This is a genomic window from Psychrobacter cibarius (assembly GCA_030686115.1).
Lineage (GTDB): Bacteria > Pseudomonadota > Gammaproteobacteria > Pseudomonadales > Moraxellaceae > Psychrobacter > Psychrobacter cibarius_C.
Genome location: CP131612.1, coordinates 1,770,838 through 1,797,830, shown reverse-complemented (window position 1 = coordinate 1,797,830; position 26,993 = coordinate 1,770,838). Strand labels below are relative to the sequence as shown.

The 26,993-nt window shown below is 42.3% G+C and carries 24 protein-coding genes; 18 read left to right on the top strand and 6 right to left on the bottom strand.

Annotated features, from left to right (window positions below; translation table 11 throughout):
* The first annotated feature begins 8 nt into the window (after positions 1-8).
* From serC to msrB, 8 genes are all read left to right on the top strand, one after another.
* Complete coding sequence (gene serC / locus Q6344_07485; protein WLG12460.1) at positions 9-1,118, top strand: 3-phosphoserine/phosphohydroxythreonine transaminase; 1,110 nt, start codon at positions 9-11, stop codon at positions 1,116-1,118.
* 251 nt (positions 1,119-1,369) lie between these two features.
* Positions 1,370-3,202 (top strand): extracellular solute-binding protein, encoded by a 1,833-nt coding sequence (locus Q6344_07480; protein ID WLG12459.1) that lies wholly within the window; start codon positions 1,370-1,372, stop codon positions 3,200-3,202.
* A gap of 105 nt (positions 3,203-3,307) precedes the next feature.
* The gene (gene gloB / locus Q6344_07475; protein WLG12458.1) at positions 3,308-4,087 is read left to right on the top strand and encodes a hydroxyacylglutathione hydrolase; all 780 of its coding nucleotides are present in this window, start codon (positions 3,308-3,310) and stop codon (positions 4,085-4,087) included.
* Positions 4,088-4,177: 90 nt separating this feature from the next.
* Positions 4,178-5,245 carry a microcin C ABC transporter permease YejB gene (gene yejB / locus Q6344_07470; protein WLG12457.1) on the top strand — a complete coding sequence of 356 codons (1,068 nt, stop codon included), beginning with the start codon at positions 4,178-4,180 and terminating at the stop codon, positions 5,243-5,245.
* A 68-nt stretch (positions 5,246-5,313) separates the two neighbouring features.
* Positions 5,314-6,345 (top strand): ABC transporter permease, encoded by a 1,032-nt coding sequence (locus Q6344_07465; GenBank protein ID WLG15174.1) that lies wholly within the window; start codon positions 5,314-5,316, stop codon positions 6,343-6,345.
* A gap of 109 nt (positions 6,346-6,454) precedes the next feature.
* On the top strand, positions 6,455-8,077 hold the full coding sequence (locus Q6344_07460; GenBank protein ID WLG15173.1) for a dipeptide ABC transporter ATP-binding protein: 1,623 nt from the start codon (positions 6,455-6,457) through the stop codon (positions 8,075-8,077).
* Between the two features lie 222 nt (positions 8,078-8,299).
* Entirely contained in the window at positions 8,300-9,598 is a 1,299-nt protein-coding gene (locus Q6344_07455; GenBank protein ID WLG12456.1) for an iron-containing alcohol dehydrogenase, read from the top strand.
* A gap of 255 nt (positions 9,599-9,853) precedes the next feature.
* Positions 9,854-11,059, top strand: a complete 1,206-nt coding sequence (gene msrB, locus Q6344_07450) for a peptide-methionine (R)-S-oxide reductase MsrB (protein WLG12455.1) — start codon at positions 9,854-9,856, stop codon at positions 11,057-11,059.
* 130 nt (positions 11,060-11,189) lie between these two features.
* Here msrB and folE read toward each other — a convergent pair whose 3' ends face one another.
* Positions 11,190-11,786 carry a GTP cyclohydrolase I FolE gene (gene folE, locus Q6344_07445; GenBank protein ID WLG12454.1) on the bottom strand — a complete coding sequence of 199 codons (597 nt, stop codon included), beginning with the start codon at positions 11,784-11,786 and terminating at the stop codon, positions 11,190-11,192.
* Positions 11,787-12,139: 353 nt separating this feature from the next.
* Here folE and Q6344_07440 point away from each other — a divergent pair, with 353 nt between their 5' ends.
* Complete coding sequence (locus tag Q6344_07440) at positions 12,140-12,946, top strand: enoyl-ACP reductase (GenBank protein WLG12453.1); 807 nt, start codon at positions 12,140-12,142, stop codon at positions 12,944-12,946.
* 110 nt (positions 12,947-13,056) lie between these two features.
* Positions 13,057-13,752, top strand: coding sequence for a YoaK family protein (locus Q6344_07435; GenBank protein ID WLG12452.1), 696 nt, complete (start codon positions 13,057-13,059; stop codon positions 13,750-13,752).
* 49 nt (positions 13,753-13,801) lie between these two features.
* On the opposite strand, the gene Q6344_07430 is transcribed toward Q6344_07435, so the two are convergent.
* The gene (locus Q6344_07430) at positions 13,802-13,966 is read right to left on the bottom strand and encodes a hypothetical protein (GenBank protein ID WLG12451.1); all 165 of its coding nucleotides are present in this window, start codon (positions 13,964-13,966) and stop codon (positions 13,802-13,804) included.
* A 533-nt stretch (positions 13,967-14,499) separates the two neighbouring features.
* Between Q6344_07430 and Q6344_07425 the strand changes: the two genes are divergently transcribed.
* Positions 14,500-15,921 (top strand): DASS family sodium-coupled anion symporter, encoded by a 1,422-nt coding sequence (locus Q6344_07425; GenBank protein WLG12450.1) that lies wholly within the window; start codon positions 14,500-14,502, stop codon positions 15,919-15,921.
* 141 nt (positions 15,922-16,062) lie between these two features.
* The gene (locus Q6344_07420; protein WLG12449.1) at positions 16,063-16,866 is read left to right on the top strand and encodes a metallophosphoesterase family protein; all 804 of its coding nucleotides are present in this window, start codon (positions 16,063-16,065) and stop codon (positions 16,864-16,866) included.
* A 40-nt stretch (positions 16,867-16,906) separates the two neighbouring features.
* On the opposite strand, the gene Q6344_07415 is transcribed toward Q6344_07420, so the two are convergent.
* Positions 16,907-17,434 carry a hypothetical protein gene (locus tag Q6344_07415; protein ID WLG12448.1) on the bottom strand — a complete coding sequence of 176 codons (528 nt, stop codon included), beginning with the start codon at positions 17,432-17,434 and terminating at the stop codon, positions 16,907-16,909.
* Between the two features lie 51 nt (positions 17,435-17,485).
* Between Q6344_07415 and Q6344_07410 the strand changes: the two genes are divergently transcribed.
* The 5 genes from Q6344_07410 (at position 17,486) to Q6344_07390 (ending at position 23,901) form a co-directional block, all read left to right on the top strand.
* Positions 17,486-18,079: a DUF1543 domain-containing protein gene (locus Q6344_07410; protein WLG12447.1), complete on the top strand. Its 594-nt coding sequence runs from the start codon at positions 17,486-17,488 to the stop codon at positions 18,077-18,079.
* A 48-nt stretch (positions 18,080-18,127) separates the two neighbouring features.
* On the top strand, positions 18,128-18,445 hold the full coding sequence (locus tag Q6344_07405) for a hypothetical protein (protein WLG12446.1): 318 nt from the start codon (positions 18,128-18,130) through the stop codon (positions 18,443-18,445).
* 97 nt (positions 18,446-18,542) lie between these two features.
* Positions 18,543-18,875, top strand: a complete 333-nt coding sequence (locus Q6344_07400; protein ID WLG12445.1) for a hypothetical protein — start codon at positions 18,543-18,545, stop codon at positions 18,873-18,875.
* Positions 18,876-19,208: 333 nt separating this feature from the next.
* Positions 19,209-23,357 carry an ATP-dependent RNA helicase HrpA gene (gene hrpA, locus Q6344_07395; protein ID WLG15172.1) on the top strand — a complete coding sequence of 1,383 codons (4,149 nt, stop codon included), beginning with the start codon at positions 19,209-19,211 and terminating at the stop codon, positions 23,355-23,357.
* Positions 23,358-23,532: 175 nt separating this feature from the next.
* Positions 23,533-23,901 carry a hypothetical protein gene (locus Q6344_07390; protein ID WLG12444.1) on the top strand — a complete coding sequence of 123 codons (369 nt, stop codon included), beginning with the start codon at positions 23,533-23,535 and terminating at the stop codon, positions 23,899-23,901.
* Between the two features lie 212 nt (positions 23,902-24,113).
* Here Q6344_07390 and Q6344_07385 read toward each other — a convergent pair whose 3' ends face one another.
* Both Q6344_07385 and Q6344_07380 read right to left on the bottom strand, forming a co-directional pair.
* Positions 24,114-24,443 (bottom strand): hypothetical protein, encoded by a 330-nt coding sequence (locus tag Q6344_07385; GenBank protein WLG12443.1) that lies wholly within the window; start codon positions 24,441-24,443, stop codon positions 24,114-24,116.
* A 292-nt stretch (positions 24,444-24,735) separates the two neighbouring features.
* Entirely contained in the window at positions 24,736-25,593 is an 858-nt protein-coding gene (locus Q6344_07380) for an AraC family transcriptional regulator (protein WLG12442.1), read from the bottom strand.
* A gap of 185 nt (positions 25,594-25,778) precedes the next feature.
* On the opposite strand from Q6344_07380, the gene Q6344_07375 reads away from it, so the two are divergent.
* Positions 25,779-26,192, top strand: a complete 414-nt coding sequence (locus Q6344_07375; GenBank protein WLG12441.1) for an organic hydroperoxide resistance protein — start codon at positions 25,779-25,781, stop codon at positions 26,190-26,192.
* A gap of 292 nt (positions 26,193-26,484) precedes the next feature.
* Here the strand turns inward: Q6344_07375 and Q6344_07370 are convergent, their stop codons facing one another.
* Positions 26,485-26,856, bottom strand: coding sequence for an MliC family protein (locus Q6344_07370; protein ID WLG12440.1), 372 nt, complete (start codon positions 26,854-26,856; stop codon positions 26,485-26,487).
* Between the last annotated feature and the right edge of the window lie 137 nt (positions 26,857-26,993).

Here is a 26,993-nt window from a genome sequence, read left to right as displayed (position 1 = left end):
TATTGATTATGACCACTAAAGCCGCTCCTAACCGCGTACCCAATTTTTCAGCGGGACCTGCTACTATACCGACGGCCGTATTATCACGCGCTCAAGAAGAGTTGCTTGATTGGCAGGGACGCGGTATGTCGGTCATGGAAGTGAGTCACCGTAGTAAAGAATACATCGCCATTACCGAAAAAGCCGAAGCCAAATTGCGCTCATTGATGGACATTCCAGATAACTATAAAGTGCTGTTTTTACAAGGTGGTGCTAGCTTACAGTTTTCAGCGATTCCATTAAACTTGCTAAATGGTGGGCGCGCAGACTATCTAACGACGGGTGCATGGTCTGGTAAAGCGGTCAAAGAAGCACAGCGCTATGCCAAACTAGGTCTTGGTGAAGTGAATCAGGTCGCAACGGGTAAAGACAGTAGCTTTACTGATGTGCCAGCCCAAAGCGAATGGAGCCTGAGCGAAGATGCTGCCTATTTTCATTACTGTGCCAACGAAACCATTCATGGTTTGCAAATATTTGAGCCGCCACAAGTCGATGCGCCAATTGTCGTCGATATGTCTTCTTGCATTTTGTCACAGCCAATCGACGTCTCTAAATTTGGCGTGATTTACGCGGGTGCGCAAAAAAATATCGGGCCAGCAGGTCTGATTATCGTCATTATCCGTGAAGATTTATTGGGCAAAGCGAGTGAATGGTGTCCACTGCTGATGAACTATGAGCACCAAGCTGAAAAAGAATCCATGTCAAACACACCAGCGACGTATTCTTGGTATTTGGCAGGGCTGGTGTTTGATTGGCTAGAGGAGCAGGGCGGCGTCGCTGCTATCGGCAAAATCAACCAACAAAAAGCCGATTTACTCTATAAAACAATTGATGATAGCAGCTTTTATAGCAATCCAGTTGATCCCAAATATCGCTCTATCATGAATGTGCCTTTTACCTTAGCCGACAGCAGCCTTGATAAAGTATTCTTAGAAGAGTCGGAAGCGGCAGGCCTCATGAATCTAAAAGGTCACCGCGATGTGGGCGGTATGCGTGCCAGCATTTACAATGCAGTGTCATTAGATTGGGTGCAGCAGTTGGTTGACTTTATGATTGCGTTTGAAAAAAAACACGCATAAATTATGTATAGACTTTAAAATAAAAGACGCAGCTTATAAAAGTTGCGTCTTTTTTTATACGCGTTAGTATTCTTTTAAGATAAATGATGCATCATGTAGCAACTCTAACGCTGCAAATCATTAGGTTAAAAAACCTAAGTTTGTTATGATAAAATTCTGCGGCACTCACTCTTTTTTAATTATATGGTAGCACTTGAGTAAAATTTCATCATATTCATTGGGCTCGCACAAGGGTTTGTTATAACTTTATTATGATAAAAAATACCATGCTAAAAGCCGTCTTACTTGCCATGACTGTAAGCTGGATACCTGCCAGTATCGCGGTGCCAATCACTACTACTGCGCTTGGTCATAATAGTACCACTGAGTATATTGACGTGCCCTTTATGCCTTATGCCAACCCAAAGGCACCGACAGGCGGTACATTATCACTTGAGGCGCGTGGTACTTTTAACGCGGCTAATAAATGGATGACCACAGGTGTGGCGATGGTTGGCACCGATTATCTCTATGACACCTTGATGACTGGCTCATTAAATGAAGCCTTTACCATGTATCCGCAGCTGGCAACCAAAGTAACTTATGATCCCGACGATACTAGTTGGATTATCTATCATATTAATCCTGCTGCCCATTTTTGGGATGGTACGCCGGTCACCAGCAGTGACGTCAAAGCGACTTATGATGCACTGTTAAATAAAGGTCCGATGTATATTCGCAGCTATTTGGTTGATATTAAAAATATTGAAATTATTAATGACCAACAAGTAAAATTCATCTTTAACTCTGATGACAATAAAGAGATTTTATTAACCGTCGGACAGTTTCCTATTTTTGCTAAGTCCTCTATCGATACTGACTTTGAAAAAATAACGTTGACGCCATTGATGGGCAGTGGACCTTATAAGTTAGGACGTGTCGATGCAGGGCGCTCGGTCAGCTATGTACGTGATCCCAATTATTGGGGTCGTGATTTGATGGTCAATCGCGGTCGTTATAACTTTGATATGATTAAGTTTGTTTATTATCAAAGCGATGAGATTGCCTTTGAAGGTTTTAAGTCTGGTCAATATCGTTTTCGCCCTGAGAATAAAGCGTCGAACTGGGCAACGGGTTATAACTTTCCTGCAGTCAAGGCAGGGATGATTAATAAAGAAACGATCAGCAGCGAAAACCCAGTACCAATGCAAGGTCTGGTCATGAATATGCGACGTCCCATCTTTCAAGATATTCGCGTTCGCCAAGCACTGAGCAAGGCTTATGACTTTGAGTGGATGAATAAGACCTTGTTTCATGGGCAGTATGAACGTTTGCAAAGTTTCTTTCATGGCTCCGAGCTTGCCGCAACAGGGATGCCATCTACTGAAGAGATGCAGGTGCTTACGCCTTTATTACCCAAGCTTGAACCGCTGCAACGTCAAGCCGTATTAGCAGAATGGCAATTGCCAACCAGTGATGGTAGCGGCTTTAATCGTACAGAATTATTAAAAGCAAGGCAGCTGTTGCTAGATGCTGGGTTTTATTATAACGATATGAGACTATATCAGCCCAATGGACAACTTGCTCAGATTGAGATATTGATGACAGGCGAAACCATGGGTCGGGTGCTGCTGCCATATATTCGAAATCTAAAGCGCTTGGGCTTTGATGCCACGTTACGTCAAGTCGATGGGCCACAATATTATGAGCGGGTACGCCGTTTTGACTACGACATGATAGTTGATAAATTTGCTCAGAGTTTATCCCCTGGTGCGGAACAAGTTGGTTTTTGGGGTAGCTCAGCGGCCGACCAAGCGGGCAATAGAAACACTATTGGCATCAAAAACCCAGAGATTGACGCGGTAATAGAGCAGCTTGGTAATGCTAAAACTCGCGACGATACTATATTATATACTCAGGTGCTCGATCGCCTACTACGTGCTGGTCATTATTTAGTGCCTTTATACGGCAAATCAGCGACCAATGTCGCCTATTGGGATCAATATCGTCATACTGAAAAACTGCCCTCTAATGCCATCGGTATTGACTACTGGTGGACGGACAAAGAAGCAGAAGCACGTATTAACCAATACTTGAAGCAATAATTTAGAACAATAAAGGAAATAACGCTTCATCTTAAAATTTTATTTCGTTTAAAAAAATCAATAAAAGACATCAGCAATAAAGATAACTACTGGTAAGGATTTAATATGACTATCCGTATTCACCCAATCAAAGCGTTCAATGACAATTATATTTGGACATTGATTAATGAAAATAATAAACAGGCGATCGTTATTGATCCTGGTCAAGCTGAGCCTGTCATGAGTTATTTGGAAGAAAATAAATTAGAGCTGACGTCTATCTGGACGACTCATCATCATCATGACCATATCGGCGGTGTCGCAGAACTGCAAGAGTCGTATCCGATGACGCATCTGGTTGCGCATACTGAGCATAATGTCGATGAAGATCAAACCATCAAAGATGGCAGTACCGTCAGTGCGTGGGGCTGTGCAGCACAAGTATGGGATGTGTCTGGCCATACTGATAGCCACGTGGCTTATGTTTTGGATATTGACGGGCTTAAACATTGCTTTTGTGGCGATACTTTATTTAGTGCTGGATGCGGACGGGTATTTACGGGGACGATTGAGCAATTACACAACAGCTTTAAGCGTTTAAATGGTTTACCAGCTGACACGCTACTATATCCTGCGCATGAATACACTGCCAGTAATCTGCGCTTTGGACTATCTATTGAACCTACTAATGTAGCAATGCAGCAAACTCTGGTTCAAGCAGAAGAAAAAACCGCCCAAGGTATTCCGACGTTGCCAGTCACTCTAGAACATGAGCGCGCAGTCAATGTGTTTTTACGGACGCAAGAGCCGAGTGTGATAGCAGGGGTGAAGTCTAAAGCAACTATCGATGATGATAAATCTTTGGCTGTATTTGCTGCGTTACGTGAGCTTAAAAATAGCTTTTAAACCATAACGGGCGCTTCGACTGACGTTTTGATAGTTATTAGCTGCGTATTCTTTCTGTCGTCATATTTATTATCTTAGGAAGCCACCGTTATGGGTCGTTATATCTTAAAAAGGTTACTACTGATATTACCGACGCTTTTTTTGATATTGCTCGCAAACTTTGTGATTGTACAAGCAGCGCCTGGTGGTCCTGTCGAGCAGCAACTGGCGCTTATTGAGCAAGGGGCAAAAGACAATGCACTTGGCGGTAATATTGGCGCGGGTAGTGCGGGAAATAACAGTACCTATCAAGGTACGCGTGGCTTATCTGAGGAAATGGTTGCAGCGATTAATGCCCAATACGGCTTTGATAAATCGGCACCTGAGCGCTTTTGGCTTATGTTAAAGAATTACGCTCAGCTAGATTTTGGCGAGTCTTTTTTTAAAGGACAGTCGGTAACAGATTTGATTATCGAGAAATTACCCGTTTCTATCTCGCTTGGGCTCTGGAGCACGCTGCTGATTTATATGATAGCGATTCCATTAGGTATCTATAAAGCCATGCATCATGGCTCGGGGATTGATAAAGTTACTGCCATGCTACTGGCTATCGGGCATGCAATACCTGTTTTCGTATTTGCCGTTATATTACTGGTGTTTTTTGCAGGTGGTAGCTACTGGAATATCTTTCCACTGCAAGGCTTGACCTCTGAGAACTTTGATCAATTAAGTGCGCTGGGTAAAATCAAAGATTACTTTTGGCATTTAGCGCTGCCGCTGCTGGCAAGTACGATTGGCGGTTTTGCGGGTTTGACCTACCTGACCAAGTTTAGCTTTTTAGAAGAGCTGGGTAAGCAATATGTGTTCACCGCCCATGCCAAAGGCTTGGGTGAGCGTCAAGTGTTATACGGACATGTGTTTCGTAATGCCATGCTGATTATTATCGCGGGTATTCCAGCAGCTATCGTTGGTATTTTCTTTGCCGGTAATTTTTTGATTGAGATTATCTTTAAGCTTGATGGTTTGGGGTTGTTAGCTTTTGAAGCCATTCAGCAGCGTGATTATCCGGTGATATTTGGCACATTGTTTATCTTTACCTTGGTCGGGCTATTATTACAGTTAATCAGTGATTTAAGTTATCACTTAATTGATCCTCGTATTGATTTTGAGGGGCGATAATGTCAGATAAAATATCAAATCATCCGTTACCTTCAACGCCTTCATCTGCATCTGCATCTCCTGTCTCTATGCCAAAAAAACGTCGCCTAAATCCTATCTGGCAGGCACGCCTAAACCGTTTTCGCCGTAATCGTCTTGGCGTCGTATCATTATTCATTTTTGCGCTGATATTCGTCATTTGTATGGCAGCCAATGTGATTGCCAATGACAAGCCGCTACTGGTGCAGTATCAAGGCGATTATTACTTTCCTGTCCTAAAAGCCTATCCTGAAACGGCTTTTGGTGGGGTGTTTGAGACTGAAGCCAATTATAAAGACCCTGCGGTACAGACGCTGATTGATGAGCAGGGTTTTTACATTATGCCGCCGATTCCATTTGCCGATCAGACACCAAACGTTGAGCTGGGTATTCCATATCCAGCAGCGCCCAATAGCCAGAACTGGCTTGGTACTGATGACTTAGGCCGTGATGTGTTGGCACGGATACTTTATGGCATGCGCGTGTCGTTATTGTTCGGTTTAGCATTAACACTTGCTGGGGCAGTGATTGGTATTATCGTCGGTGCAATACAAGGTTATTACGGTGGCTGGATAGATTTGGCAGGGCAGCGCTTCATGGAAGTGTGGGGCGGTATGCCGCAGCTGTTTATGATTATTATTTTGGTCAGCTTGTTTAGCCCTAGCATTACTATGCTATTTGCGATGATGCTATTATTCGGTTGGATGGGGCTGGTTGGTTTGGTACGGGCAGAGTTTTTGCGCGCGCGTAACTTTGATTATGTGCGTGCGGCGCGTAATCTTGGGGTGTCAGACAGTCAAATCATGCTAAGGCATATCTTGCCCAATGCCCTAGCGTCAAGTTTGTCACAGCTGCCGTTCATTTTAACGGCCAATATTATTGCGTTAACCGCACTAGACTTTTTAGGTTATGGCTTGCCGCCTGGGTCACCGTCGCTGGGTGAGCTGATGGTACAAGGGAAAAATAACCTAGATGCACCATGGCTTGCGCTATCTGGGTTTTTTAGTTTGACCTTTATTTTATCATTGCTGATTTTCGTTGGCGAAGCGCTGCGTGATGCGTTTGATCCGAGGCGCTCCTGATATGACAACTGATGATGTGATAACGACTAATATGACGACTACTGAGCAAAGTGTTACTGAGCACAATGCCCATTTAAATGATAGTCATAGCAATAACCAAAATAAGCTGATGCTGAGCGTCGATAAACTTAGCATCGTCACGGACGCAGGCAGCGTTCTGGTCGATAAACTATCGTATGAGCTACGGCAAGGGCAGACGTTAGCGATAGTAGGTGAATCAGGCTCTGGCAAATCCATTGCAAGTCTCGCGTTATTAGGCTTATTGCCAGACAGTTTGACCGTTAGCGGTGAGGTGAAGCTAGCAGGGTCAGCAGGGTTGACTGTGCTACCGATAGCCAATGCCAATGTTGGTGTTAGTGCTAAGGCACGTAACGCTGCGCTGCGCTCTATTCGCGGACAGCGCATCGGCATGGTGTTTCAAGAGCCGATGACAGCGCTCAATCCACTACATACGGTCGGCAAACAAATTGCTGAATCACTACGTCTAGTTGGTGTGCCCAAGAAACAATGGCAAAGCCAAACAATCGATTTACTAAATGATGTCAATATTACCAATCCGATTGATAAGTTGAACCGCTATCCGCACGAGCTATCAGGTGGTCAACGTCAACGGGTCATGATTGCCATGGCATTGGCACAGCAGCCTGATATTTTAATCGCTGATGAGCCGACCACCGCGCTTGATGTGACTCTGCAACATGAGATTCTCGCTCTATTAGATGATCTTAAGCGTCAGCATAATATGGCGATGGTGCTTATTAGCCATGACCTCAATCTGGTCAGGCGCTACAGTGATGACGTCATCGTCATGCACCAAGGGCAAACGATTGAGCAAGGGCAAACCGCAGCGGTGTTTAACCAGCCCAAAGCCGAATATACCCGCTCGCTAATCAAACAAGACTTTGGCCAAGCACTGAACTTCTCTAATGATGATAAAATTCAGCAACCCACCGTATTGCAAGTCAGCAATTTACAAATACAGTTTCCCATTGAAAAAAGCCTATTCGGTGGTACTAAGCGCTGGTTTGATGCGGTAAAAAATGTTGATATGACGCTACAGAAAGGGTGGGCGTTAGGCATTGTTGGTGAGTCAGGCTCTGGAAAAACCACCATCGCCCTCGCACTCAGTCAATTACTGAGCAATCAAGCGCGTGTGGGTGGCGAAATAATGGTCAATGGACAAGATATTACGGCATTTTCCAAACGTGATTTGCGCACCTTTCGCTCGCAAATTCAAATGGTGTTTCAAGACCCCTTTGCCAGTATCAATCCGCGCATGACAGTGATGCAAATCGTTGAAGAAGGATTGCTCGTACAAGGCGTTGATAAGGCAGCACGGCAGCAGGCAGTGATGTATAGCCTTACTACCGTGCATCTGCCAGCTGAGTTTGCGCATCGCTATCCGCATGAGTTGTCAGGTGGTCAGCGTCAGCGTGTCGCACTTGCGCGCGCCCTGATTATGCAACCAAGTCTATTGATACTGGATGAGCCGACGTCCGCGCTTGATAGTACCACGCAGGTCACTGTAGTTAGCTTGCTGCGTGAAATTCAACAGAAACTACAAATCAGTTATGTATTTATTAGTCATGACTTAAAAGTGGTGCGCGCCTTATGTCAGCATATTATGGTGCTTAAAGATGGGATATGTATTGAGTACGGACGTACTGAAGATGTTTTTAATAGCCCGCAGCATCCCTATGCGCAGCAGTTGCTGCAGGCGAGTATGATTTAGCTTAGCCAAAAAGAGTTAAGCAGATAGAGCCAAATAAGCAGAACATGGCAGTTCATATTAATTGCGATATCCTAAAAATAGCAGTGATACAATAAGTTAAACAGACGTTCACTTTAGTTAGAGGCTTAAATTTGTTTAATTTTTAGTTAAAGAGCCGTTTAAGTTGCTGCTTTAAAGGATTGTCATCGCTATTATTACCATCATTAAAAAGGATTTTTACTCATGAAAAAACAAAACAGTATTGCTAAATTAGTAAATAACAAGTTAGTAAATACCAATGGATTGCAGAATGTCGGTTATTTAGCCGTTGCTAAAACACGCGCTAAAGTCTTAAAAGCGTTCGCTTATGTTGTTCCAATTAGAAGACCAATGCTATTTGTCGGTGAGACCTCTTGTGAAGAGCTATGTGATATGGCCATCAACGAAGGCAGCACCAATGTATTTATCGTCACTGATACCGTGCTTAATAAGCTAGGTATCCCAGCCAAAGTGACTGATTATCTAGATAGCAAAAATATCAGCTATACCGTTTATGACGGCATTACCCCAGACCCTACTTTTAACGTTGTCGAAGAGGGACTGCGCAAATCTATCGATGCTAAGTGCGATTCGATTATTGCTATCGGTGGTGGTTCGGTCATTGATGCGGCTAAGATGATTGCGATGTCGCAAGGCAATAGCTGCAAGCCGCAACAGCTTATCGGCATTCTTAAAGCTAGAAAGCCTTCGATGCCGCTTTATTGTATTCCTACCACGGCTGGCACAGGTTCAGAAGCAACCCTTGGTGCAGTAGTATCAGACGATAAAACGCATCAAAAAGCACTGTCTATTGACCCAAGAATGGTGCCATTAGCAGCGGCTATTGACCCTGTTATTATGAAAGGCATGCCTGCTCATATCACAGCGGATACGGGTATCGATGTTTTAACGCACGCGCTTGAAGCTTGGATGAGTGCTAATGCGAGCGTAGAGACCGATTATTATGCGGCTTCTGCGATCAAATCTGTGATGCAAAACCTACCGCTGGTCTATAAAGACGGCGGCAATCTTAAAGCCAGAGAAGCAATGGGTATTGCCGCTCATTACGGCGGTATCGCCTTTAATAAAGCGGGTCTTGGTTACGTTCATGCTATCGCTCACCAGTTAGGCGCGCACTATAGTATTCCTCACGGTCGTGCCAATGCCATCGTGCTGCCGTATGTGCTTGATGTCAATTGTCAAGGAAGTAAAAAAAGACTGGCAGAATTGGCTAGAAAAACAGGTATGGTAAAATCGGGACAAGCTAGCAAGAGTGATGCTGAGATTGCCGACGACCTCATCGCGCAAGTACGTGAACTGATTGCCACCTTGAATATCGATCCAACGGTGAAAGGCATGCAAAGCAGTGATTTTGATAAAATTGCCAAAGCAGCTGCAAAAGAAGTTAGTGATACTTATGCAGTACCGGCTTATCTATCAGCGTCTGAAATCAAGGCTATTTTAACCAAGATTCAGCAAGCCAGTGATGAGCATACTGCTTGAAAATAAAAGAGTAACTAAGCTATATTGATATAATATAAAAGAGCACACTACACTGTCCGTAATGTGCTCTTTTTTTAATAATCATACTTTGTATCAAACTTATCTTATTAGGAAATTGTGTATAATTCAGAATTTTACTGTTTAATTATATTAAATAATATCTAATAACTATTAAATTTTTATAACAATATAGGTATAGTTTAGTGAGGTCAAAGAGTTATCATGGCTATATTATATTACTTTTAGGAGTTATCGATGAATCATAAATTAAAGACGGGCGCTATTGCGATGGCTGTAGCAGCCATCAGTATGGTTTTCGTTGGCTGTGCTGCCACCGAAAATACGCCCGCTGTAAAAAGTACTGCCATCGATAATCCTTATGCGCCAACGGACCCAAATCTCGCAGTCGCTACGGTCGCTGGCGGTTGTTTTTGGTGCGTGGAAGCGGGTTATGAAAAAATACCTGGCGTTGTAGAAGTGGTCTCTGGCTATACCGGCGGTCAATCGACCAATCCAACTTATAGCACTGTATCAGCAGGCGGCACAGGGCATACTGAAGCTGCGCAGGTCTATTATGACCCGACGAAAATCACCTATAATGGTCTCGTTCAAGCGTTATGGCGTATCGCCGATCCAACCGATGCTGACGGCCAGTATGTAGATCGTGGTACTCAGTATCGTCCTGCTATTTTTTATAATAATGCACAAGAAAAGCAGATAGCGGAAGCTGCTAAGCAATCACTGCAAGACTCTGGTGTCTATAGCAAACCAGTTGTGATTGAAATTGTTGCTGCTAGCAAGTTTTACCCTGCTGAAGAGTATCATCAAGATTATTATAAGAAAAACCCAATCCGCTATAAAGCTTATACCTTTAATTCCGGGCGCTATCAATTTATCGAAAGTGTCTATGGTAAAGACTACGAGCTGGATTTTAGTCAGTTTAAACCTACTGCGGCAGATAGCGTACAGGCAACATCAAACAATGCGTCAGCTACTAAAGCTAGCACAGGATTCAATCCAGATACCTTTGTGAAGCCTGCACAGGATGAGCTAAAGCAGTTGCTAAGTGATATTCAATATAAAGTCACTCAAAAAGACGGCACCGAACGCGCTTTTGATAATGAATATTGGGATAATAAAGCGCCTGGGCTGTATGTCGATGTGATATCGGGAGAGCCACTATATTCCTCTCGTGATCAATACAAATCTGGCACTGGCTGGCCAAGCTTTACCCGTCCATTGAGCACGGATATGGTCGTTGAGAAGGAAGACCGAGGGATATTCGGAAGCCGTACCGAAATCCGTAGCCGTTATGCAGACTCACACGTCGGTCATGTGTTCGATGATGGCCCAGCACCGACAGGCAAGCGCTACTGTATGAATTCAGCGGCAATGCGTTTTATTCCACTGGCACAGATGGAAGCAGAAGGTTATGGCAATTGGATTGATGACGTAAAATAGGTTAGTTAAGCCTCGTTATATTGCAATTAATGGTTGATTGCTAATTATTAATGATAGCTATATTGAAAGGTACGCATTAAAAAAGGATACTTAAGTATCCTTTTTTTATTATCTATTATTACTTGAAGCGTTAGAATGCAGGTTGACGTCTAGGAATCGCACTCAAAAACTCATTGCGCGCTTGATTGTCATGTACGTACTCACCCAACATCGACATCGTGCGTGTAGTAGAGTGCTGTTTATTTACGCCGCGCATCATCATACACATATGTGCTGCATCCATCACTACTGCTACGCCGCGACAGCCAGTGACATCCATGATAGTTTGTGCCACTTGCTCGCTTAAATTTTCTTGAACTTGCAAGCGACGGGCGAACATGTCGACGATACGGGCAAATTTTGATAAGCCCAGTACTTGACCATTGGGTAAATAGCCTATATGAGCAATACCATGAAAAGGCAGCATATGATGTTCGCACAATGAATAAAATTCAATATTTTGTACCAATACCAGCTCGCGATTGCTTGATGGAAATAGGGCGTCGTTGACGACTTCATCCAAGCTTTGATGATAACCTTGGGTTAGATGTGCAAAAGCTTTTGCAGCACGCATCGGCGTTTCTTCAAGACCGGGACGCTGTAAGTCCTCGCCTGTTGAGAGAATCAGTTGACGATAAGACTCAACGCTTTCTTGGTAATTTGATGCTATTGTTGGGGTGTTACTCATAAGTTTGGCAGCCATCCAAAATGTGGGTGTAGCTTAACGCTAAATCCCTAATTACGAACAGTTACAAATAACTGTTGTAAAGGATTTTTATAAAAATTGTGCAAGCTGGGAAGGGCTGTGATTATACTTGAAATCTACTTAACTTCATACTGCTGTGGCGAGCAGTTGAGCGTTTAATCGATATTAGACGCCATTACAAGGGAATACAGTTTACGACTGTTTACTTAAATTAATTCGTGTATAATGACTTATTTTATAATTTGTACTTTTTACGCTGTGATATTCATCGTATCTAATCACTCTAAATAACTTAATATGATTAAACAATTTTGATCGACCCAAAAGGAAATATTATGCTACTACAAGGACAACGATTTGTCGTGACAGGCATTGCGAGCAAACTGTCTATCGCTTGGGCTATCGCTGAGGCACTGCACCGTGAAGGTGCCTCATTAATTCTCACTTATCCTAATGATAAGATCAAAAAGCGTGTCGATATGGCAGCGGAGAAATTCGAAGCAGATTTGGTACTTGAGTGTGATGTGGCATCTGATGAGTCTATCGCTGCCTGCTTTGAGCAAGTCACTGCCCATTGGGGTGATGGAATCGATGGTGTGGTACATGCGATTGGCTTTGCACCGATGGATCAGCTTGATGGCGATTTTGTTAAGGCGACGACCCGTGAAGGTAGTCAAATTGCCCATGATATCTCAAGCTATAGTTTTGTGGCATTAGCCAAAGAAGCTCGTGCTTTATTGTCCATGCGTCACGGTTCGATGCTGACATTGACATATGAAGGTAGTATCTCGGTATTGCCAAACTATAACGTCATGGGTATGGCAAAGGCCAGCCTCGAAGCCAGTGTTCGCTATTTGGCTACTTCGATGGGCGGTGAAGGCATTCGTGTCAATGCGATCTCAGCAGGTCCTATTCGCACGCTTGCTGCCAGTGGCATCAAATCATTCCGTAAAATGCTCGATATCAGCGAAAAAATCGCGCCGCTACAACGCAATATCACCCAAACCGAAGTCGGTAATGCGGCGCTTTTCTTGCTATCACCTTGGGCATCTGGTATTACCGGCGAGATTATGTTTGTTGACGCAGGTTTTAATACCGTTGCTATCAGTGAGCAATTAATGATGCTTGATGAGCCGAAATAATCCACTTCAATAGTCGGTTATAGGGTTCTATAGATCAGGAAGGCAGCCAATAGGTTGCCTTTTTTGGTTATAATAGATGCTTTTTGGTGATAAGCCATTAGGCGGCGAATATGATAACCAAATTACCAAAGTGGATATTGTGGGGCGGGGCAGTACTGGCATTCAGTGCTGGCTGTGTTAACACTGCTGCGTTAATGGGGTTTACCAATCTATCGGTTTCTCATGTCACTGGCAACGTAAGCTTATTTGCAGCGGCTATTGCTTACTTGGATGTGCGTAGTATCTTGTATATTGGTGCGCTGCTATTGTCTTTTTTGGCAGGCGCGATACTGAGTGGTTATGTGATTGGGCAGACATCATTAAAGTTAGGTAGGCGCTATGGTAGTGCGCTATATATCGAGGCGGCACTGTTAATGGTCAGCTACTGGTTGTATCAGCAGCATGATTATTTAGGACAGTTGGCAGCGGCAATGGCATGCGGATTACAGAATGCCATGGTAGCGACTTATAGTGGCGCGGTTATTCGTACCACCCATTTAACAGGTTTGACATCAGATATGGGCGCAGCGATTGGCAACTGGTTGGCGGGTCGATCGATTAGCAAACCGACATTAGGGTTTCAAGCCATTATTTGGTATTGCTTTTGCGGTGGCAGCGCCGTTGGAGCATTTTTATTCGCCAAGGTTGGCTATGAAGCGCTATTTGTACCCATTGCTATCGTCTTGACGGCAGCATTTATATATAACTATGTCTCAGACCGCCTGCCAGAAAAAAGAGAGCCAAAAAATAAAAGGCACTCATCATAACGATCAGTACCTTTTATTTTTTGCTTTGAGATAATAATAAAGCTGTGATTTAGTTTTTACCTTCTTCATTATGGTCTTCATGTTCATGCAACCCTTGCATCATATCGAGTGCAGAGTCATCGGTACGCTGCTGATCTTTTTTAGCCAAACTGTCTTGATTGATATCTCTTGGTGACATTTTAGTGGTTGAGTCTGTTTTATTTGCATCTGTCATAAAGTGCTCCTATTTATTGTTATTCATTTTCCGATATAAATACTAATAAAAAACAGTTGTTAAGCTATTACTGGTATTAGAAATTTATTTTGACTTATTTAGTATGAGATAGCACCATACGCTTGTACATACTAAGTGTACGCTTGTTTAGTGACGATGTGTAACCGCACATCACAAGGCTTGCTGTTTAATGAAAAACAATTACTTGGTTATAAGTTGCTCTCTCACTCACTTTCGGCGTTCGGTTCAAAAATAAAAAACTCATGAGATAAATGTCATCTCTATAAAGTACCGTTTTAAGGTACCTTTCCTAAAACGCATTAAAGTAACTCTTTACCTGTGAAATAACCATGTTTATTGCAAATTTTATAACGGTTTTTTTATAAAAGCTTTGTTGCATCAGCTTTTTGTTATATATCTGTTATGATAACGGCGTATTTTTTGTGGTTGCTGGTTGAATAACCATTAATAGCTAACATGCGTTTTTATTTTAGCGTCTTTTTACACTGTCTTTGGGAAAATAAGGACATTTTATGTCAGAGCAAAAACTAGATAGCCATCTTCCTGATGATGGCAATGAGTATTTATTTACCGATACCTTTCCAAAGGGTACTGGTAAAGGGTTGATAGTGGTCGCTATTGCGGCAGTTATCAGTATGATTATTTATAATGTATTACCATTCGATATCAACGCCAATAAGGGTCTTGCCTTATTGTTCTTCATCGGCGTATTGTGGCTAACGGAAGCGTTGCACGTCACGATTACGGCACTATTGGTAGTCGTGGTTGGTGCCTTAGTTGGTATACCAGAATTCGATGCCGAAATAGGCTTACAAAGCTTTGCCAATCCGACCATTTATTTGTTTTTTGGTGGTTTTGCTTTAGCGGCAGCCTTGCATGTGCAGCAATTGGATAAAAAAATTGCCCTGAAGATTTTATCGATGTCAGGTGGCAAATTAAGCACGGCGGTATTTTTAATATTTGGCGTGACCGCATTTTTGTCGATGTGGATATCGAATACTGCGACGGCGGCGATGATGTTGCCATTAGCACTGGGTATTTTAACGCAAGTTGACCGTGAAAAAGACCGAGGTACTTTTGTATTTGTACTATTAGGTATCGCTTATTCAGCAAGCCTTGGTGGTTTAGGTACGATCGTTGGTTCGCCACCAAATGCTATCGCTGCAAAAGCGCTCAATATTGCCTTTGTGGACTGGATGAAGTTTGGTGTGCCGATGATGCTGGTATTATTGCCGCTATTGTTAGGCGCGATGTATGTGTTTTTGAAGCCCAACCTGAATCGTAAAATTGTACTGGTTGAAGATGAGCCTATTGTATGGAATAAACCTCGCGTAGTGACGATTATCGTCTTTATTGTCACCGCATTGAGCTGGATTTTCTCCAAAAAGATTGGTGCTGCGCTTGATATTACAGATACTGACGCGGTTATTGCCTTATCAGCCGCTGCCGCTGTGGTCAGCTTAGGCTTGGTATCGTGGAAGCAAGTGTCTGATAATACGGATTGGGGTGTACTCATGCTGTTCGGTGGTGGTATCGCCCTGTCGACGATTCTGAAAGTGTCAGGTGCCTCTTTGGTGTTGGGGGAGACGGTCGCTAATGCCTTGTCTTCTGCACCGCTTATCGTGGTGATGATTGCGGTATCAGCATTTATTATTTTCTTAACGGAGTTTGCTTCTAATACCGCCTCTGCCGCCCTGCTGGTTCCCGTATTTGCTGCTATTGCAGAGCAGATGGGTTTGCCGCACGAAGTGTTGGTATTGGTCATCGGTATTGGTGCATCTTGTGCCTTTATGCTACCAGTTGCAACACCGCCAAATGCGATTGTCTTTGGTACGGGGTTGATTAAACAGAGCGAAATGATCCGTACGGGTGTCATTCTTAATATCATTGCTACCTTTGTCGTCGGATTATGGGCTTATTTCTTCTTAATATAGTTTATCAATCACATTAATCATAATTTATGAAACCCAATGTCTTAATAATCACGAGCCATTGGGTTTTTTTGTTTCTCTTTTCTATTCCTTTTTATGGTTAGTCGATGTATAACATAGTGATTTGTTAGGAAAATAAATAGGATGGCGCACTCTAACTCCAACTCTAATAACAAGCAATTAAATACTATCGCAGCTATTTCCGACATTCATAGTAATGTCTTCGCGCTTGAAGCCGTGTTGACTGATATTAAACAGCGCGATATTGATCAAATTGTTAATCTGGGCGATATTTTATACGGACCGATTGCCCCTAAAGATACCTATGCGCTCTTAATGGCTCAGCAGAACGATATCATTACTATTCGAGGTAATCAGGATAGACAGATTTATGAAGCGACAACGGCGGAGATTGGCAACAACGCAACCATGGCTTTTATCATAGAGGACTTGCCAAAAGCAGCGGTTAATTGGCTACAGAATTTGCCATTTGATTGTCATCTGAGTGAAGATGTTTATCTTTGCCATGGGTCACCAACCGATGACATGGTATATTTGTTAGAAAATATCGAGACGGGTCAGCCGACCTTACGTGATAATCTAGACATTTTGGCACAGCTTAACGGTATTGGCAGTTCAGTGATCGTATGTGGTCATACTCATATTCCACGTACAGTCACGCTATCGACAGGGCAAATGATAGTCAATACAGGTAGCGTGGGTTATCCAGCCTATGAAGATGATTTGCCTATTTTGCATAAAATGCAAACCTATTCGCCCCATGCCAGTTACGCGATTATTAAATGTGTTGATACTGAACAGGGTAAATACTGGCAAACTGAGCATATCAAAGTGCCTTATGATTATGAAGCTGCGGCTAAATTGGCTTCTATGAACGGTCGTGAAGACTGGGCGTTTGCACTGAGAACAGGGCGAGTATTGCCTTGATGAGCAATTAAATATATAAGTATCAGGATTTTGCCTATTTTTAGCATGATTTACTAAGTTGCAAGCTATGATATGCATCAATATCTCTATGACCACACCAAGCCTCTTTCAATGCGGGTAGCGCTTGAATATCTATTTGCCTAAAAAAACCGTCTACATTAAGCTGTCGATAATTTGGTCCTCGCTCCATTAGTTGATTAGAAAATAAAGAAAAGCTTGCAACTGGCGTCTCGGAATGGCTATAGATATGAATACTAATAACATTAGCTCCCTCTTTGCCGCCTAGACCTTCACGCCAAAAACCATGGCTTTGACTGTTTATCTCATCGACTATGGCTTGCATTTTTTCAGGCTGATGCTTTGCGTCGTAAGATAGTAGAATAGGGTTTGAATAAGGGTTCTCAATTTCAACTTTGCTGATGTCATGATAAGTAGCTCTTGATGTTAAGCTTGATTCTTTATTTGTACAGGAAGTTAAACACAACACTATTGGCAAAAATATAGTCGCTATAAACGTCAGCTTAGTAGCTATCAGAATGCCCATATTGATCCTTTTTATATGATTCATCTAACATCACACATTTTACTCAGAAGTTATTAACGTACAAGGTAATTCTTTATGCCAACACTCTTTATGGTACAGCTTGGTGGTCGCCCCAAAGGTCGTTTGATTGAGCAGCATGATATTTTCTTTGGTGTGGCCAATCAGGTGAGCGAGCTGGTAGACGATATCAATAATCATTGGCCAGAAGTCAACAATAAATGGCATATTGACTCGTATCGCGCTATTACTAAAGTTGATAATTATAGTGTCAAATTAATTGAATCAAACAACAAAGTAGATGCTGAGAATGGTTTAAGGTTGTTCTTTATTAATTTAGGTGGTTATCAGCGGGGGAGCTTTGAAGAGTTTCATCATAAACTGCTTATCGTCGCTGCTACTCAAGCAGATGCTATTAAACAAGCCAAACAAAGTACATTTTATAAAGAATTTACTTTTAAAGATAAAGACTCACCTTTTAATGCCGCATCGCACATTGATGATAAATTTCAGGTAGATATCGATGATATATACGACGTGAACGACCTTGTCTCAAACATACAGATTTTAATTGAGCCTACGATTCATAATAGTCACGAACTTGCAAATGCTGATGAAGATAAAGAGTATGTTGGTTATCTAAGTATCAAGAATTTAAGGAAGTTATTTTAAATTCATTTCATTTTTAGTCTCATCATTTAATTAAGGACACACCCCAATATGGCTTTAAATATGTATTATAAAAATGGCATGATTCGCAAATCGCGTTGCCAACTCTCTGATGAGCTATTACCGACCCTTTATCAGATTCATGATAATGCTAAGTTTCCAAAACTCACTTGGTTGATTGATAATGTATATGAAAATCCTCAGATTCAACCCGATGTCGCACAAGCCTTAGCTGATGAAATGGTAGCGTTTGAGAGGTTAATACTTTCGCTGCATCTGCCTTTTCCTAGGCTGCCATTGCAAAAGTTGCAGAATTTCTTTACGGGGGCTGCCATTCGTCAACAGATTATTTATACAAGCAGCGTTTGAGCTTACAAATAATTTATTCACAAAAATAAAATAGGGCTGGCAGGTTTGAGAAATTTGATAAAATGTCACTACTAAACCACGAATTTACGAACCTTTTATGATCTATCAATGCATCACAGAAGAGGGTGAGCATTTACGTTTGGATGTGATTAATAGCGATATTGGTTATATGCTGAAGTATTATTTCGCTACCCAAGGCAATCCTTTAAGATTAGAGGCGCAGCAAGCGACTGAGGATACCTATTATACGACTCTTTCTAATGGTACTAATCTCGTTATGCGGGATCCGAATAATTACTATGAGCTGACACAGTTTGAAGATAGCGATACTTCTTTTTATATTATTAATGCCATCACTGGTCAGGAGATGAATCATTTTTTATGTGAGGATAACTCAATTGAAAAGGATCAGTATGCTTTGATTGCTTAAATGGAGCCAGAGCATTTTAAATTTAAGCCTATGACTAATGAGCTTAGAAATATTTTGACTGAGCGTTTTGAAAATAGATAATAGTCTGCATAGTTGCCAACCAAACACTATAACCACCTTGAATCACGCCCAAATTACCCTCATAATCTAACCACTTCCAAACAATGAATAGCCTAAGTAAATATGCCGAATACTTCTAAGAGCACCTCAGATATGCCGACTGGAAACAATACCAATGGATTTAAATCCGATGAATTAAGTAAATTAACAAACCCAAGTAACAATGATTTAAATATTACGGCAAACAGTAATGAAGCGTCTTCACAACCTGATATGGTTGTTGATTTACCAGTACTCGCTAAAGACAGTTATTATTTAAGTCGTCTTGAGCGTGAACTGGCAAGGGCTGCCGTGGCTAAAAATAAAAAAGTTTCTGACGATAAAGCGGATGATGGGCTAACTAAAAAACGTGCGCAGTATGAAAAAATCAAGACCCGCTCACAGCAAGCGGTGCAGGCACGTATGGATAGCATTCCAGAAAAACTGGCAGAAAAACTGAATCTTGATTTGCCCGTGAGTCAACGTGCAGAAGATTTAGTACAGGCAATTATTGATCACCAAGTCATTATTGTTGCAGGGGAGACGGGTTCTGGTAAGACGACGCAATTGCCGAAGCTGGCAATGCTGGCAGGTCGTGGTATCACTGGGCAGATAGGGCATACCCAGCCTCGACGATTGGCCGCGCGCAGTGTGGCAAACCGTATCGCTGAAGAACTGGGCGAGCAGCTCGGTAATACTGTCAGCTTCAAGATTCGCTTTAATGAGCAAGGTACGGCGCAATCTGTTGTTAAGCTCATGACCGATGGTATCTTGCTGGCAGAATTGGGGCATGATAGATTCTTGAGTAAATACGATACCATCATTATTGATGAGGCGCATGAGCGTAGCTTAAACATTGATTTTATTATGGGTTATCTGAAAAAGCTACTGCCCAAACGTCCTGATTTAAAAGTGATTATTACCTCAGCAACACTTGATACCAAACGCTTTAGTGAATATTTTAGCCGCTATGATAATAAGCTAAAACGCAACGTACCTGCGCCTATTTTCAATGTCGAAGGTCGTAGTTTTCCTGTTGAAGTTCGTTACCGTCCGCTGACCGATGAGCCAGTGAACAGCTCGGATGATGACAGCTATGATGACTTTGAAGAAAATCTGCCACGTGCGGTCGTTGCCGCCGTCGAAGAATGCTTTAGCGATGCACAAAATAAAGGTCATGCCGATCAAGCGGACATTCTCATATTTGCAGCGACAGAAGCTGAGATTCGTGAGCTACAAGAGGTGCTTGAGCGTCATGGACCCAAGCACACCGAAGTGCTGCCACTATTTGCACGGCAGACTTATGAAGAGCAGCAGCGCATCTTTCAACCGTCAGGTCGTGGTCGGCGTATCGTTATTGCGACCAACGTTGCCGAGACCGCGCTGACCGTACCTGGTATCCGCTATGTGATTGACTTGGGTTTTGCGCGGATATCACGCTATTCGTATCGCTCGCGCGTACAGCGTTTACCGATTGAGGCGATCTCGCAAGCGGCTGCCAATCAGCGTAAAGGTCGCTGCGGTCGTGTTGCGCCGGGTGTTTGTATCCGTCTTTATAGTGAAGAGGACTTTACCGGTCGTCCAGAATTTACCGAACCTGAGATTTTACGGACCAATCTTGCATCCGTTATTTTACAGATGGCCAATCTGCGCTTAGGTAGTGTTGATGATTTTGCCTTTATCGAGCCACCCGATAGCCGCTTGGTTACTGATGGGCATAAATTGCTTGATGAGTTAGGCGCGATTACCTCTAAAAATGAAGTAACTGCTGCTCATCAAAACAATCAGCCAAAACCAAAAAAAGGTCTCGACCATTTAAGCCTGACGCCAACTGGACAAAAAATGGCGCGTATGCCAATCGATCCAAGGCTAGCACGTATGTTGGTTGCGGGCAGTGATTTTGATTGTATCCGTGAGATGCTGATTGTAGTAGCGGCTCTTGCTGTACAGGATCCACGCGAGCGTCCTGCCAATAAACGCCAGCAAGCCGATCAAAAGCATGCGGAGTTTCGTCAAGATGATTCCGACTTTTTATTCTATTTAAGTCTGTGGAAAGCCCTATTTGAAAAAGATGAAGATGGCAATAAGCTGTCTGGTAATCAGCGAAAGCAGTTTACAAAGAAAAACTATCTGAGCTTTCCGCGGGTGCGTGAATGGAATCAAACCCATCGTCAGTTAGTACAAATGGTCACAGACCTTAAGCTGACGGATGTTAAAGAGGCAAAAGCTTCTGATAAAGGAGCTGATAAAAATTCTTCGTTAGAAAACATGACCAGCGATCCTACCGCGATCGAAGATGAAGAACTCAAAGCGGTTAGATATGCCAATTTACACCGCGCATTATTGACAGGTCTATTGTCTACGATTGCGCACAAAACTGAGAATCGCGGTGAATACTTAGCAGCTCGCCAGCAAAAAGCCAAAATATTCCCAGCCAGTACGGTATTTAAACAAGTACCGCCTTGGGTCATGGCTTTTGAAGTGGTCGAAACCTCACAAGTCTTTATGCGCACTGTTGCCAAAATTGAACCAGAATGGATTATCTCAGCGGCAGGCGACTTATTAAAATATCACTACTTTGAGCCGCATTGGTCGAAAAAGACTGGACGAGTGAAAGCCTATGCGCAGATTAGTCTGTTTGGTCTCATAATCATTAGTAAGCAGCTGACCAACTATGAGCAAGTGAACTTGGCTGAGTCACGAGAAATCTTCATTCGTGATGGTCTGGTGACTGGTAATTTGGGGCGTCAAGCGCCATTTTTACAGCATAATATGGATAAAATTGCCGACATTGAACGCATTGAAGATAAGTTACGTCGCCGTGATTTGTTGGTTGACGAAGAAGCACTGTATCAATTTTATGATAAAAAAATACCTGAGCATATTGCCAGCCGCAAAGCCTTTGAAGATTGGCGTGCCGAGGTCGAAAAAACTGATGCCAAATATCTATTCTTTACCGATGATGACGTGCTTAACAGCCAAGCACCAACGACAGGCGATTTTCCAGAAGTGTGGAAATTGGGTGATTTAAAATTACCGCTACGCTATGTCTTTGATCCATCAAGCGATGATGATGGCGTGACCATTCGTGTGCCACTGGTAGCGCTACCGCAGCTTGATGCGATCGAGCTATTGTGGGGCGTGCCCGGTTGGCGCTATGAGCTGGTATTGCAATTGCTCAAGTCATTGCCGAAAGACATTCGCCGTCAAATCGTACCGATTCCTGACACCGCCGATAGTTTGTTTGATGAATTGCAGCCCGCTGGTGGTCAAGGATTGCTCAAGCAGCTTTGCCAAGCGCTCAACCGTCGTGGCGTTATGTCAGTGACGCCTGATAGCTTTAATCCCTCTAGCATTGATCGCTATTTACAGCCGCAAATCTGTGTGGTCGACGACAAAAACCGCATTATCGAAAAGGGTCGCGACCTGCAAACGCTACAGATTCGTCATGCCTCTGAAACCCGCCAAGCGGTGAATGAGCAGCAAGGTACGCATACCGAATTCCCTGAGCATTTTGCCTTTAGCAAAAATCATCATAGTGCAGGAGTGGTGATGAAGCAATTTGCTGCTTTGGTTGCAGATGCATCAGGTGAAGCGGTATCTATCCATCAATATACCGATGTCAATGCAGCGTTACAGGCACACCGTATCGGGGTTTTGACCTTGATAAAAGGTAAGCTTGGTGCGAAGAAAAAACAGCTGACCAGCCAAATTGATAAGATATTTAAATTGGCATTCGCGCCACTTGGTGATATGGAAAAGCTAAAAACCATCGTCATCGACGCGGCATTGGACGCGTCGCTCGAAGAGCATTATGTATTATTTGATCATAGTGCTGATTTGCCTGAAAGTGCTGATGATACTGCCGTAGCGCTTGCTGAAGAATTGCCCTTTACACCAGAAGAGTACGAGAAAACCTTGGAAGTGGTGTCGGGTAACTTTCTATTGACAGGTCAAAACGTCATAAAAATCCTGAAAAATGTTTATACTCGCTGGCAACGTATTCGCCAAAGCTTACTCATGCTCGATCGAGAGGTATTTGGTGAGTCTATCGAAGATATCGAAGACCAGCTAGAAGACTTGCACTTGGCTGATTTTGTTTATCGTATGGATTATAGCCATTGGCAGCAGTATCCGCGCTATCTAGAGGCGCTTGAAATTCGTATCGAACGGCTTGAGCACAATCTTGAATCCGATCTCGAAGGGGTATACGCGCTTGATGTGCATATGGAGCGGCTGGCAAATTGTGCCAACGATAAAGCCATTAGTGAGTATCGCTGGATGGTCGAGGAGTATCGTATTCAGCTATTCGCGCAACCGATGAAAACCCGCATGGCAGTGTCACCGAAGCGCCTAAGCAAGATGTGGGATAAAATGAGTTAAGGATCGATTTGAGTTTTAAAATTTACTAATTGACAACATATGACAATTGTCTTGTATAGCTCTTTGATTTAGTCGATAATATTTGATTAAATGAAAGAGCTATTATTTTTTATACCAACGTTTTTTGCATGTTACCTAATATATTGATGTAAGTTTTTGAGCAGGATAAAAAATAATGATTAAATGTAGATTGATAATACTAGCATTTGCATCAACTATATTTATGAGTACGGGCTGTGATGAAACACAAGCCAGTAATAATGAAAATGTGAAGGTATTTGTGCCAACAAGCGTAGAAAAAGAAGTGCAGTTACGCGGTAAGTTTAAAAGAAGCTTTGAGATTCATGAGTTCGTTTCTGATAACATTATTTACTATGTGTCAGACCCAAAGCAATTATTAATTAAAGATTCAAAAAGTCTCAATCAAAAAGGCTATTACAAATATTTCGAAACTTGCATCATTGGTAACATTAGCCCCATCGGTCAATATGGGCCTCTAGGCAAATATCAAAATCAAATAACTATTCGTGAGATTTGCGCGTAGCTTTGATAGAGTAGGTTATCGAATGGATACTCTACTGATTTTAAGTAACCAACCCTCACTCACTATCGATAAAAAGGCTGGATTAGCAATTGCTAACTCAGCCTTTTTTTTGAGTGTCATTGTTTTTCTGCGATGGACAAATCTTTTATGAAGCAAAAAAGCAAAGGTGGCGTCATATGACCTTTGCTCTAAAATTTAGCACCTGAGTAAAATTAGTGGCTGATCTTTTCTGTCAGCACACCCATACTATAAAGCACGAATGCTATAACGGTCAGTGCTACAATAAATGGCGTGAGTATCCAAATCACCACGTTGATCAATAATGAGGGCAATAATCCGTTGAATAATACCGTGTTTGGTGTAAAAAAATCCGTCATAACATCGACTGAACGCTTAGCTACGGGGAATAGCAAGGTGCTTAGTGCCAGCATATAAATATACTTGCTAAAACCAGGGTCGCTCATGACCACCATAAAATAAAACACCAAGAAATAAGTGACACCCAATGCCCAGCATTTGAGAGTATAGCTTAAACGAATCATGTTAGTGCCTCCCGAAATATTCTGACGATCACACGTAGAAAAATTATTATAATAGTTGCAAAATTATGAATATAATATATATGTTATAATATGAATATATAGACCAAGTCAACTGTTTTTTTCTTGGGTAAGATATTTCGTCGTTTGTTTGGCTGGAAAGAGGGAGGGTGTAGGAATCTGTTAAACAGATAATTACATTGTGTACGCAGTTGCTTATGAAGCTGTCAAGACGCAGAGGGATTGCCTTAGTCAGAAACCATTATAGTAGGGGCATTATGGTAGAAGCCTCATTCTAGATATTTAACTCACTGCTTGGGCTTACTCCAAATAGCCGTTTATATTCACGGCTAAATTGGCTGGGACTTTCATAGCCTACTTGCATGGCGATTTGCGATACTTGTGCCTCGCCGAGTTGAATAAGCTGCCGTGCTTTCATCAATCGTAGGCTTTTTTGATATTGAAGCGGGCTTAGTTGAGTGATTTCTTTAAAATGTTGATGAAATCCCGACACACTCATACCGCATCGACTGGCCAAATCTTCTATGATGACGGGCTCTTCTAAATGCGCTTTTAGCCAATCGGTAGCTTGGGCAATACGGTGGGTGTGACTGCCATTAACCACCAGTTGCCGAAGCTTATGACCTTGCTGTGCTGAGAGCAGACGATAATAAATCTCTTGCTGAATTAAAGGTGATAAAAACTCTATATCATTTGGATAATTAAGCAAGTCTATCAGCCGTTCGAATGCGGTTAATATGGTGTCTTCTAATGGCCATTTTATACCTTGATGCTCATAATCGGCATTTTTCTGAGGTGGTATTTGTGCCATTACCTCACGAATGAGCGCTAGATTTAATTTCATAGACAATACGATGACAGGCTTTTCTACAGTGGCGTGTTTGATATGCATGTTTATAGGAATATTGACAGGGCAGAACATCAGACTGCTGTCATCAAATTTCTGGCAATCTGTACCTAAGTAAATTTCACGCGTGCCTTGTAAGACAATACATATGCTAGGTTCTTGGATATAGCTGATAGTCTTTCTTGGTCTGTCGGCACAATAAAAAAACAAGCCTGAAATGTCTGATTCGATAGTTTGGTTTTTGGGTAATATACTAAATAGCTGCTCTACCGTTTTTGTTTTCATGATTTACGCTTACTTTATAATTTGCCTAATGATATAAATATTTATAGTATTAGGCAAGGATTCTGGAGTAATGCTCTACCGGATTAGCGTGCTCACTTCTATAATGATGGCATCAAAACGCAGCAAGATTGATTTGCAGCGTTTTGCACAACACCAATAACACGCCAATCCGTAAGGAATATATGATGAAAATTTTCTATAAAACGCGCGCAACGGCAACCGGTGGTCGTTCTGGTCATACAGGTCTTGACGATGGTTCGCTAGCTTTTGATCTGGTCTCTTTTCAAGAAACAGACAAGGAAGGTGTCAATCCAGAGCAGCTTTTTGCAATGGGTTATGCGGCTTGTTTTGATAGTGCTTTAAATCTGACCGCTCAGCAAATGAAACTGCCAATCACTGCCTCAAAAACCTCGACCCAAGTGGGTATTGGTATGAAAGCCGATGGTAGCTATAACCTAGACATAGATTTGTATGTTGAAGTGTCGGGCATTGATGAGGCTCAAGCGCAAACACTGGTCGAAACAGCTCACCAAGTTTGCCCATACTCTAATGCCACTCGCGGTAATGTCGATGCACGTTTGCATGTGACCGTGGTTTAACGGTCAGCAGTAGTTAATACCTAACGAACGATTCAACAGCTGCTCTAATAACTATAAACAAATATAAAAACGACATGACTTTCAACTGCTTGAGTACATAAGTATTCAGGCAGTTTTTTATTGAGTGATTCAACGTTGATCATTAAAATTAAATTATCAAGCATAAAAAGTTAAGCACAAAAAAGAGCCAGTAGTTTGACTACTGGCTCTTTCGTTTTCAATAGATGAGAATAAAAACATGGGTTTTATTCAAATAACCACCACGTATTATTCATACTTGTTTCTAAGATTATTATAGTTGGCAGTTCACTTGGTATTGTTGACCATTGTCTGATTTGATGGTCATGATGCCGTAATCCGCTTTGGTGTGCCAATCGTAAGTGGTTTTAGGGTTAACATTATTGACATAACGAGCGCCAGAACCTGATACCGCTTGCTCCATGGTGATTTTTGCGTTGGTCAAGCCAACTTTAGGCAAGGTCACGTTTAGGTTAGCAGTTTGACCATTTGCAGTGTAAGCAGCAGTGAGTTGACCATTGTCTTCACAAGTGAATGATTGGACTACTGGCTGAGTATTGGTCTCTGGGGTCGTAGTGGTTGGTGCATTAGTGGCGCAGGCAGACAATAATAGAGCAAAAGGTGCTACGGCTAATAATTTTTTCATAATATGCCTCAAAAGTATCGGTAAAAGTAGGTTGTTACTTCAAGCAACATGATACCGTAGAGAATGTAACTTCATGTTGTGTTTGAGGGCTATGGTAGTAATCTTATCTGTCTTTTTTATGACTAAGCCTCTATTAG

Coding starts and splice junctions, on each gene's coding strand:
- serC (WLG12460.1), top strand. CDS start 9: ATGACCACTAAAGCCGCTCCTAACCGCGTACCCAATTTTTCAGCGGGA.
- Q6344_07480 (WLG12459.1), top strand. CDS start 1,370: ATGATAAAAAATACCATGCTAAAAGCCGTCTTACTTGCCATGACTGTA.
- gloB (WLG12458.1), top strand. CDS start 3,308: ATGACTATCCGTATTCACCCAATCAAAGCGTTCAATGACAATTATATT.
- yejB (WLG12457.1), top strand. CDS start 4,178: ATGGGTCGTTATATCTTAAAAAGGTTACTACTGATATTACCGACGCTT.
- Q6344_07465 (WLG15174.1), top strand. CDS start 5,314: ATGCCAAAAAAACGTCGCCTAAATCCTATCTGGCAGGCACGCCTAAAC.
- Q6344_07460 (WLG15173.1), top strand. CDS start 6,455: ATGCTGAGCGTCGATAAACTTAGCATCGTCACGGACGCAGGCAGCGTT.
- Q6344_07455 (WLG12456.1), top strand. CDS start 8,300: ATGAAAAAACAAAACAGTATTGCTAAATTAGTAAATAACAAGTTAGTA.
- msrB (WLG12455.1), top strand. CDS start 9,854: ATGAATCATAAATTAAAGACGGGCGCTATTGCGATGGCTGTAGCAGCC.
- folE (WLG12454.1), bottom strand. CDS start 11,786: ATGAGTAACACCCCAACAATAGCATCAAATTACCAAGAAAGCGTTGAG.
- Q6344_07440 (WLG12453.1), top strand. CDS start 12,140: ATGCTACTACAAGGACAACGATTTGTCGTGACAGGCATTGCGAGCAAA.
- Q6344_07435 (WLG12452.1), top strand. CDS start 13,057: ATGATAACCAAATTACCAAAGTGGATATTGTGGGGCGGGGCAGTACTG.
- Q6344_07430 (WLG12451.1), bottom strand. CDS start 13,966: ATGACAGATGCAAATAAAACAGACTCAACCACTAAAATGTCACCAAGA.
- Q6344_07425 (WLG12450.1), top strand. CDS start 14,500: ATGTCAGAGCAAAAACTAGATAGCCATCTTCCTGATGATGGCAATGAG.
- Q6344_07420 (WLG12449.1), top strand. CDS start 16,063: ATGGCGCACTCTAACTCCAACTCTAATAACAAGCAATTAAATACTATC.
- Q6344_07415 (WLG12448.1), bottom strand. CDS start 17,434: ATGAATCATATAAAAAGGATCAATATGGGCATTCTGATAGCTACTAAG.
- Q6344_07410 (WLG12447.1), top strand. CDS start 17,486: ATGCCAACACTCTTTATGGTACAGCTTGGTGGTCGCCCCAAAGGTCGT.
- Q6344_07405 (WLG12446.1), top strand. CDS start 18,128: ATGGCTTTAAATATGTATTATAAAAATGGCATGATTCGCAAATCGCGT.
- Q6344_07400 (WLG12445.1), top strand. CDS start 18,543: ATGATCTATCAATGCATCACAGAAGAGGGTGAGCATTTACGTTTGGAT.
- hrpA (WLG15172.1), top strand. CDS start 19,209: ATGGTTGTTGATTTACCAGTACTCGCTAAAGACAGTTATTATTTAAGT.
- Q6344_07390 (WLG12444.1), top strand. CDS start 23,533: ATGATTAAATGTAGATTGATAATACTAGCATTTGCATCAACTATATTT.
- Q6344_07385 (WLG12443.1), bottom strand. CDS start 24,443: ATGATTCGTTTAAGCTATACTCTCAAATGCTGGGCATTGGGTGTCACT.
- Q6344_07380 (WLG12442.1), bottom strand. CDS start 25,593: ATGAAAACAAAAACGGTAGAGCAGCTATTTAGTATATTACCCAAAAAC.
- Q6344_07375 (WLG12441.1), top strand. CDS start 25,779: ATGAAAATTTTCTATAAAACGCGCGCAACGGCAACCGGTGGTCGTTCT.
- Q6344_07370 (WLG12440.1), bottom strand. CDS start 26,856: ATGAAAAAATTATTAGCCGTAGCACCTTTTGCTCTATTATTGTCTGCC.